Here is a 7,985-nt window from a genome sequence, read left to right on the forward strand (position 1 = left end):
CCACAAAGACCTTGTCGCCGTTGCGCCCCTTCTCCTTACCCTGCCCTTTGCCGTCAGCAATCGCGCCACGGTCGTGGCCTTTGCTCCCCGGCACGGCGACCGGCTGGCCGGCCGCGTCGTAGGCGTGCTGTTCCAGCCGGTAGCCTCGCGGTACAACCACGGGGTGCAGCGATTTCTTGTCGGAGGCGCTGACAAAGATGGTGGACTCCCCCGCCGGCCCATCGACGGTCACTGACGAAATCAGTGGCTGGAGCAGCAGCGCGTCGATCGATGCCGCGCCGTCGACGGCGGCGCTGATGCTGCGTTCCCCACGCTTCAGTTCCCGGTCAAGGCTCAACGGCTGCAGAATCCCCGGCGCGTCGGTGATGCCCTGCTCCCCTGCCCCGCCGTTGGGGGTAGCGCCAAGCTTCCGTTTCGCCGACCAGCTGGTGGTCCCGGCGTCCTCGATAGTCCTGTTCACGATCGGGTACACGTTGCGATCCTGCTCATGCGCGGTCATCGGGATGCGTAGGCGTGCTCCGGTGGTGAGCTGCACATACGCGCCACCCGAGATGTTGGCCTCTCCGGTCCACGCGGATTCAGCGGTGACCATGGTGCCGTCTCCCGTGATGGTCCCGGTTTCAGCCTCGACCACGGTGAGCCCGTCGGTGGCTACTGTCTGGTCGATCCCCAGGGCCGCTGCCTTCAGCTCCGGGTTGGCATCGAGCACCAGCATGGAGAGTAGACCGTGGATGGTCGACTCGGCCCCCGAGTTGTAATTCACGGTCCCGTCGGCCTGCACCCCGTCGAACGTCACCCCGGTCGCCGGGTTGTACGTCGGTTCGCCGCTGCGGTTGGCACCGAAGTACCATCCGCCCATCACTGCCGCCAGCTCATACAGCCCGGTAGCGCCGGTCGCTTCCGCAGTCGACACCAGGCTTTGCAGCCGCGAATCGACGCCGTAGGCGATCTGCACCCGCTCGGACGGCGTGGGAGTCCACGCGTTATCCGGTCCACCCGCGGTGATCAATTGCGCGGTGAACCCGGCGGTGTCCTGCACCGCAGCGTCGGCAAGGTCGGGGCGACCCAGTACCACCGACGCGTCAGCGACGGCGGCTGGAGCCATGCCACCCCACGCATGCCAGAACGTCTGGGACTTGGTCCAGGGAAGGATGGCACCAAACGGCCAGCTCTGGGTGTCCCCCGAGGACATCTCGGCGATCCCCTCGGTGAGCTGGGACAGGGCGGTCCTCGCCACTTCGTCGGACGGCTCGGCCCCCACGTACGCTGACAGGCCGAGCACTGCCTCAGCCGATGAGTCGGCGCCCTGGGCGATCAGCCAGGCGGGGACGCTGACGCCGTCGGCGATGTCATACTGGCCATACTGGCCCAGCGACTGGCGGTTGAGCGCGTCCAACGAGAGATGCAGACGCTCCTGCAGGAACGCAGCGAACTCGGGGTCGGCGTCGCTGAACGCCGCGTACCCCTCGCCGAGGGCCCACACCGTGCGGGCCACCCAGTAGGACTCAGCCGAATCGCTGGGATCTGGGAGTTCAATGGGCTCGGCGCTAGGGTTCAGGTCACCGTCGGTCTGCTGCCATAACACCACGTTGCCCGCATTGGGGCCGTCAGTGGTCTGCAGGTAGGCCAATGATCGCAGGGTCTGGAACGCCAGTTCCTTGCTTGCCTCACTCCCCGTCTGCTGCCAGTGCCGGAGGTAGACGACCGCGGTGCGGGAAATGTCGTCGGCGTTGTAGGCGCCCTGGCTCCAGTTGCCGTCGGCGTCGAGGTTTCCGCCGCCGATCTTCCGGTACGTGCCGTCGTCGTTCCGGTCAGCGTACGTCCAGGGCGCGAGCGCCGTCGGCTGCTCTTCGGCGCGGTAGGTGCTGTGGCCTTCGATCGCAGGAACCGGCACCTCCTCGAGCAGCCAGTCCAGGTGGGACGTGTTGGTGAGCGGTGCGGTCGCCGCGGCGGCGGGCGACACAAAGGTGGCACCCGCTGGTGCTGCTGCCACGGGTGCTGACGTCGCGGGTGCCATGCCAACGCCGACGAGGGCGAGCGAGGCAGTCATCACCAGGCACGGGATGCGTGCTGCCCGGGCGCTCATGCGACGATCCGATCAAGGCGGGCCACACCGATTTTGGAGTCGGCCATGCCGTAGAAGACGAACAGCTGGCCGTCGATCTCCTCGATGGCTGTCGGGAACACCACGTTGGGCACAATGCCCGACTTTTCGTCGTCGGTCTCGGGTTGCAGCAGCGGTTCGCGGCTGCGGGCAATCACCTGTGACGGGTCGTCGGCTGAGAGGATCATTGCCGCGGCCGAGTAGTTGACCTTCTGCTGGTGGTCGAACGCCGACTTTTCCAGTGCCCCGGCCACGCCGTGGTGGATGATGAGCCAGCCTTCGTCGATCCGCAGGGGCGGTGGGCCGCCACCGATTTTCAGTTCCTCGAACTCGAACTCGCTCATCGCGACGAGGGTGTGCTTGCCCATGTGCACCAGGTTCCGGATATCCTTCTCGACGTCCTCGACTGACACGTAGGAGATCCAGATGCCGGGCCGGTTGTCAGTGATCCCGGCGGGAAGGTGTTCACCCTCGCCCTCACGGATCCAGCCCAGATCCCACATGGGGCGGTGCAGCAGCGCGTAGGAGGGCACGCCGTCGGGGTCGTTGACCGGCTCGGGGAAAAACACGCCGTCCTTGTTCGGGAACAGGTTGAGGTCCATCGACAGCTCAGCCTTGTACTCGAAGAAGCAGGGTCCGAGCCGTTGCCAGGACCGCAGATCGGTGGAGTGGGCGAACGCCATCCGGGGCCCCAGGGGGCCGTAGGCCACGTAGGTCATCAGGTGCAGGCCGAGTGAGGGAACCCAGGTGGTGCGGGGGTCCTCGGTGCCTGAGTTGTTGGTGCCGCGTTCCCAGCCTTCGTCCGGGCCCAGGACCACGCCCAGCCGGTCGACGCCGGTGGGTATTCCGTTCTCGATCACTATCTTGGCTAGCCCGACCCGGGACACGTTGCCTTGGGAGACCAGCCGGGGCAGCAGGTACAGCTCGCCGTCCGGGCCGCGGCCGCTGGCAGGGTTGAGGACACCCTCGGCCTCGAAGTCGTTGCCTTCCTCAGGGCTCATGATGACACCCGCCCGGGTCAGCGTAAACGGGACTGTCGGCAGCGGTGTGGTGCTGGCTGCGTCGGTGGTGATGGTGGTTTGCGAAGTCATAAGGTTAGCCCTTTGCGCTTGATCCGATATTGGTGGAAATGAACTGGCGTTGGAAGAAAATGAACAGTGCGACGGCGGGAGCCGCGAGCACGCACGCGCCGGCCAGGATGGCACCGAACGGGTTGGCTGCGGTCGCCGCGACATTGGAGATGTAGTTGGCCAGGGAGACGGCGAGCGGCTGGAAGGCTACATCCTTCGTCACCAGGAACGGCCAGAGGAACTCGTTCCACGGTCCGATGAAGGTGAGCAGGACGGCCGTGACAATGGCTGGCCGCACCAGCGGAATGGCGATCTGGGTGAGGATACGCAGTTCGGACGCCCCGTCAATCCGTGCGGCCTCGAACAGTGAGGCCGGCAGCTGTAGGAAGTACTGCCTGAAGACGAACACGGCCGTGGAGTTGATGGCGAACGGCAGGATCATCCCCAGGTAGCTGTCCGCCAGGCCATAGTCACGCACAATCAGCACATAGAGCGGGATCAGCAGCAGCTGGAACGGAATCATCTGGACCAGCAGCATCATGGCGAAAACCATGCCGCGGCCACGGAACTGCATCTGGGCCAGCGCGTACCCGACAGGGATGCCGAACAGCACCGTGCACAGGATGACGCCGCCGGTGAAGATGCCCGAGTTGACGAGCCCCCGCACCAGGTTGATCGACTCGTTGATCAGCACATAGTTCTGCCCGGTGATGTTGCCCAGATTGGGGAAGGCACCGGCCACCGAGGTGTCGGGTTCGGTCTGCAGCGAGCCGATGAACATGTAGTAGAAGGGAAAGAGGAAAACGAATGCCCCCACCGCCAGGAGCAGGAAACTCAGCGGGCGCAACGACCGGTGCCGGGCGGTCGCCGACCTCCGCTCGGCAGGGTCGGGGTCTGGGTGTGCGGCAGGATCGCCCGGCAGGGCAGCCGCCGTGGCCAGGGTTGGCTGGAAGTCCTTGGCCATCTCAGTCTTCCTTTCCGCCGACGAAGCGGCGTTGAATCAGGGCCAGCAGCAGAACGCCGAGGACCAGGATCACGCCGAGTGCAGCAGCAGTATCGGGGTTGCCCTGCAGGATGCCCTGCTGGTACATGAGGAACACCGGCGACGTCGACGCGCCGTCGGGCCCGCCCCCGCCTGTCAGCAGGTACGGCTCGGTGAAGAGGTTGGCACCGGTGATGGTGGCGAGCAGCGTCACCAAGAAACTGGCCGACCGTACCCCGGGGATCGTGATGTTGAAGAACTGCCGGATTTTGCCGGCACCGTCGACCGACGCCGACTCGTACAGCTCTTCGGGGATGTTCTGTAGCGCGGCAAGGTACAGCAGGATGAAGAATCCCAGCTGCTTCCAGGTCACGTACAGGGCCACCGTCGGCATCGCCAGACCCGAGTTCACAAGCCAGGAGGGATCGGGTGCCAGCTCACCGAGGATCGAGTTGACCAGCCCGTTCTGCCCGAACAGGAACAGCCAGACCCCGACGACGGCGACGCTCGCGGTCACGTAGGGGACGTAGTAGCTGACCCGGAAGAAGGTGCGGAGCCGGGTGACCCGGTTCAGGGCGTTGGCGAGCACCAGGGAGAGCCCGACGGTGAGGGGGACGTTGATGATCAGGAACACGCCGATATTGGCGAAGGAGCGGCCCACATCGGGGTCGGTGAGCACCGTCGCGTAGTTGTCGAACCCGACGAATGGGCGGTCCACCGCCACACCGGGGGCGGTGAAGAAGAAGTCGTGGAAGGAGATATAGACGGCGTAGCCCAGGGGGAACGCCAGCACCGCAAGGATGTAGATGATGTACGGTGCACTGAACGCCAGCCCGAGTGGTTGGCGTCCCAGCAGCCTGTTGCGCCGGCGGGGGGCGGGACCCGGGCTGATACCCGGATCCCGCGGCGTACCGACGGTGGTTGGAGTCGTCACCGTCGTTCCGTCTACTCTTCGGAGGCGAGGCTGGTGATCTCTTCGGCAGCCTGGGTGAAGGCGTCGTCGACGGTTTCGTTGCCGAAGATCACCGAGGCGCCATAGGCATCACGGAAGGTCTGCCAGATTTCGACCGAGTTGGGCACATTCGGCACCTCGACCGCACGCGATGCCTGGTCGGCGAACTCGGTGTAGGCGGGGTTCGCCTCAAAGTATTCGGCGTAGGCGTCGGTGAGATCGGCGCGGATGGGCATCTGTCCGGTGGCTTCAAGGAGCGCACCGTCCTGTTCCTCGCTGCTGGCGAACTTCATCAGCTCCCAGGCGGTCTGCTTGTTGTCGCAGGCCGAGTAGATCGCCATGTTCTTGGCATCGGAGAAGGTATAGCTCTCGTCCCCTTCGGCGAGACCCGGTACGGGGGCGGTCCCCCAGTTCACGTCGTCGCCGTACACGGGGATGGCCCAGGGGCCGGAGATCGCGATTGCTGCCTTTCCGTCCACAAACGAGTCACCGGTGTACGCCTCCTGGGAGGACAGCCCCTCCTCGTACATCGTCTGCCACATCCCGGCAACGGCTTTGCCCTCTTCTGTGTTGAAGGCTGCCTCGCCGTCGACCACCAGCTGGGACCCACCGGTCGCAGCAGCGAAGAAGGGATAGAAGTCGAACCAGGACTGGTAGAACTCACCGGCCGGTGACGGCCACATCGCGTAGTCGGCGACGCCCGATTCAACGAGGGTGCGGGAGGTTTCCAGCAGCTCGTCCTGCGTGCCCAGCGCCGGGTTTTCGGGGTCAAGCCCTGCCGCTTCGAACATGTCCTTGTTGTAGTACAGCACCACGGGGTTGGACTTCCACGGCAGCTGGTAGTACTGCCCGTCGGCCGACTTGTACTGCTCCGCAACCTCACCACTGCGGGATTCGACGTACTCGACGCCGTCCTCGAAGGTGTCCAACGGGACCAACCCGCCCATCTCCTCGAACTGGGGGACGGCCACCGGAGCCGTGTTCATCACGATGCAGGGGGCGTTGCCGGCGGTGATCGCCGCGGCGATGACCTCCTCGGAGCTGGTGCCGGCGGGGATTTCCTGGGCGGTGACCTCCTGGTCGGGGTTGTCGGCGTTCCACGCCTCGACCATCGACTCACCCCAGGCCACTTCCTGCTGATTGTTCGAATACCAGATGGTGATGGGGCCGCTGGTGAGCTCGCCGTCGCCGGCGGCGTCGCCCCCGCTGCCGCCGCAGGCTGCGAGGCCGAGGCCCATCATGGCTGTGGCCGTGATAGCCAGTGCTCGCTTGGTGTATCGCGTCATTGCGTTTTCTCCTAGATCACTTTCACTTGCGTTGGATGCGTTATTTGCTGCCGGAAGAACTCCGGTTGTGGGGCGCCGCGGTGGAGCCGCGGGTAATCAGTCTGGGGGCGGGCAGGACGACGTCGGCGCCGTCGTGAGTGCCGTCGAGCTGGTTGAGCAGGACCTGCGCTGCGGAGCTGCCCCACAGAAGCGGGTCGCTGCCGATACTGGTCAGTGCGGGGTTGAGGTATTGGGCGTACTCGGTGTTGTCATAGCCGGTGACCGACAGGTCGGCAGGAATCCGCAACCCCTGCTGCTGGGCGTAGGCCTGCCCGGCGGTGGCCATGATGTCGTTGGCGTAGACGATCGCAGTTGGTGCGTTGTCGCGGGCCAGCAGGTCAGCTGTCGCGGCGACCCCCTCAGTCGCACCAAAGTCCGCTTCAATGAAGAGGTCAGTTTCCAGGCCGTTGAGCTTGAGGGTGTTGGCCCAGGCATTGCGGCGGCTCAGTCCGTGAATGTAGTGCTGTGTTCCACCGACATGGGCAATTCTGGTGTGCCCCAGGTCGACGAGGTGCTGAACGGCCTGGCTGATCCCCTCGGTGTCGTCCATGCAGACGGCGGGGAAGGGTGAGGGTGTGTCCGGCCTGTTCAGGGTGACTGCCGCGAGTCCCAGTTCCAGCAGCAGGGCGATGCGGGAGTCGTCGGTGCGCATGTCGCTGAGGATCACGCCGTCCACCCGGCCCTCGTGCGCCAGCCGCCGATAGCTAGCCTCTTCGGACCCCGTCTGGGTCGCCACGGTGAGGACCAACGAATAGCCGCTGTCCGCGAGGGTGGTCTCAATCCCCGCGATGAATGATGGGAAAAACGGGTCGGTCCCGAGCAGTCGCGGGTTTCGGGCTACCACCAGGCCGAGGGCGTAGGCCTTCGACGAGGACAGTGATCGGGCCCTCAGGCTGGGTGTCCAGCCCAGTGCTGCCGCGGTACTGAGAATGCGGCGTCGAGTATCTTCGCTGACTCCCGCCTGACCATTAAGGGCATAGGACACAGCGCCCTTGCTCACGCCGGCGGCCCGGGCCACGTCGCTGATCGTTACCGGCATCGCTGTCGCCATCCTTGTCTTGTGGTGAGGCTAACAACCAGTTACCTGGGGATATTACGAGGTGATCCCTATCACTTAACCGGTTAAGTAGCCTTAACTAAACCGGTTCAGTGACCGATAGTCAAGGAGGACTTCACGTTGTGGAGAATTCAAGCCGGTGGAACAGCAGTCCTGCTGGACCGCCGGGGCGAATAATACGTAAAGCCATGACGACCAGTAAGGCAATTCACCGCTAAGGACGGCGGAGCACAAGGAGAATCGATGAAATCGTTTGCATGTGGTGATGTGGTTCCCGGTTGCGAGGCTAAGTGGGTGTGCAGTACGGACGACGAGATCCTGGCCCAGGTTGGCGCCCACGCGGCCGCAGTCCACAATCTGACCACGGTGCCAGACAGCCTGGTTCAGTCTGTCCGCGGTGCCATCCAGCCAGTTAGCCTCGATTTTTCATCGGAGGTCTTGGCCGGGTGTTTGAGGGCGGTGGGCAGGGGCCGCGGGTGCTGGTTTGGTTTTGGG

Annotated in this window: 7 protein-coding genes; 1 reads left to right on the forward strand and 6 read right to left on the reverse strand. The window is 64.8% G+C overall.

Going from position 1 to position 7,985, the window contains the following annotated elements; genetic code table 11:
• The 6 genes from ABD059_RS07590 to ABD059_RS07615 form a co-directional block, all read right to left on the reverse strand.
• The coding region (locus tag ABD059_RS07590; RefSeq protein ID WP_343878779.1) for a hypothetical protein at positions 1-2,086 on the reverse strand (2,086 nt) is incomplete at its 3' end.
• Positions 2,083-3,195, reverse strand: a complete 1,113-nt coding sequence (locus ABD059_RS07595) for a glycoside hydrolase family 130 protein (RefSeq protein WP_343878780.1) — start codon at positions 3,193-3,195, stop codon at positions 2,083-2,085. The genes ABD059_RS07590 and ABD059_RS07595, both read right to left, overlap by 4 nt.
• Positions 3,196-3,199: 4 nt before the next feature.
• Complete coding sequence (locus ABD059_RS07600; RefSeq protein WP_377959574.1) at positions 3,200-3,955, reverse strand: carbohydrate ABC transporter permease; 756 nt, start codon at positions 3,953-3,955, stop codon at positions 3,200-3,202.
• Positions 3,956-4,139: 184 nt separating this feature from the next.
• Positions 4,140-5,090, reverse strand: coding sequence for a carbohydrate ABC transporter permease (locus tag ABD059_RS07605; RefSeq protein ID WP_377959572.1), 951 nt, complete (start codon positions 5,088-5,090; stop codon positions 4,140-4,142).
• An 11-nt stretch (positions 5,091-5,101) separates the two neighbouring features.
• Positions 5,102-6,394, reverse strand: coding sequence for an extracellular solute-binding protein (locus ABD059_RS07610; RefSeq protein ID WP_343878784.1), 1,293 nt, complete (start codon positions 6,392-6,394; stop codon positions 5,102-5,104).
• A 40-nt stretch (positions 6,395-6,434) separates the two neighbouring features.
• Positions 6,435-7,472 carry a LacI family DNA-binding transcriptional regulator gene (locus ABD059_RS07615; protein WP_343878786.1) on the reverse strand — a complete coding sequence of 346 codons (1,038 nt, stop codon included), beginning with the start codon at positions 7,470-7,472 and terminating at the stop codon, positions 6,435-6,437.
• A gap of 261 nt (positions 7,473-7,733) precedes the next feature.
• Between ABD059_RS07615 and ABD059_RS07620 the strand changes: the two genes are divergently transcribed.
• Positions 7,734-7,985: DUF1059 domain-containing protein (locus ABD059_RS07620; protein ID WP_343878787.1), on the forward strand; the 252-nt coding region annotated here is incomplete at its 3' end.

The organism is Arthrobacter flavus, from assembly GCF_039526005.1.
Classification (GTDB): Bacteria; Actinomycetota; Actinomycetes; order Actinomycetales; family Micrococcaceae; genus Arthrobacter_D; species Arthrobacter_D flavus.

Coding starts and splice junctions, on each gene's coding strand:
- ABD059_RS07595 (WP_343878780.1), bottom strand. CDS start 3,195: ATGACTTCGCAAACCACCATCACCACCGACGCAGCCAGCACCACACCG.
- ABD059_RS07600 (WP_377959574.1), bottom strand. CDS start 3,955: ATGTTCATCGGCTCGCTGCAGACCGAACCCGACACCTCGGTGGCCGGT.
- ABD059_RS07610 (WP_343878784.1), bottom strand. CDS start 6,394: ATGACGCGATACACCAAGCGAGCACTGGCTATCACGGCCACAGCCATG.
- ABD059_RS07615 (WP_343878786.1), bottom strand. CDS start 7,472: ATGCCGGTAACGATCAGCGACGTGGCCCGGGCCGCCGGCGTGAGCAAG.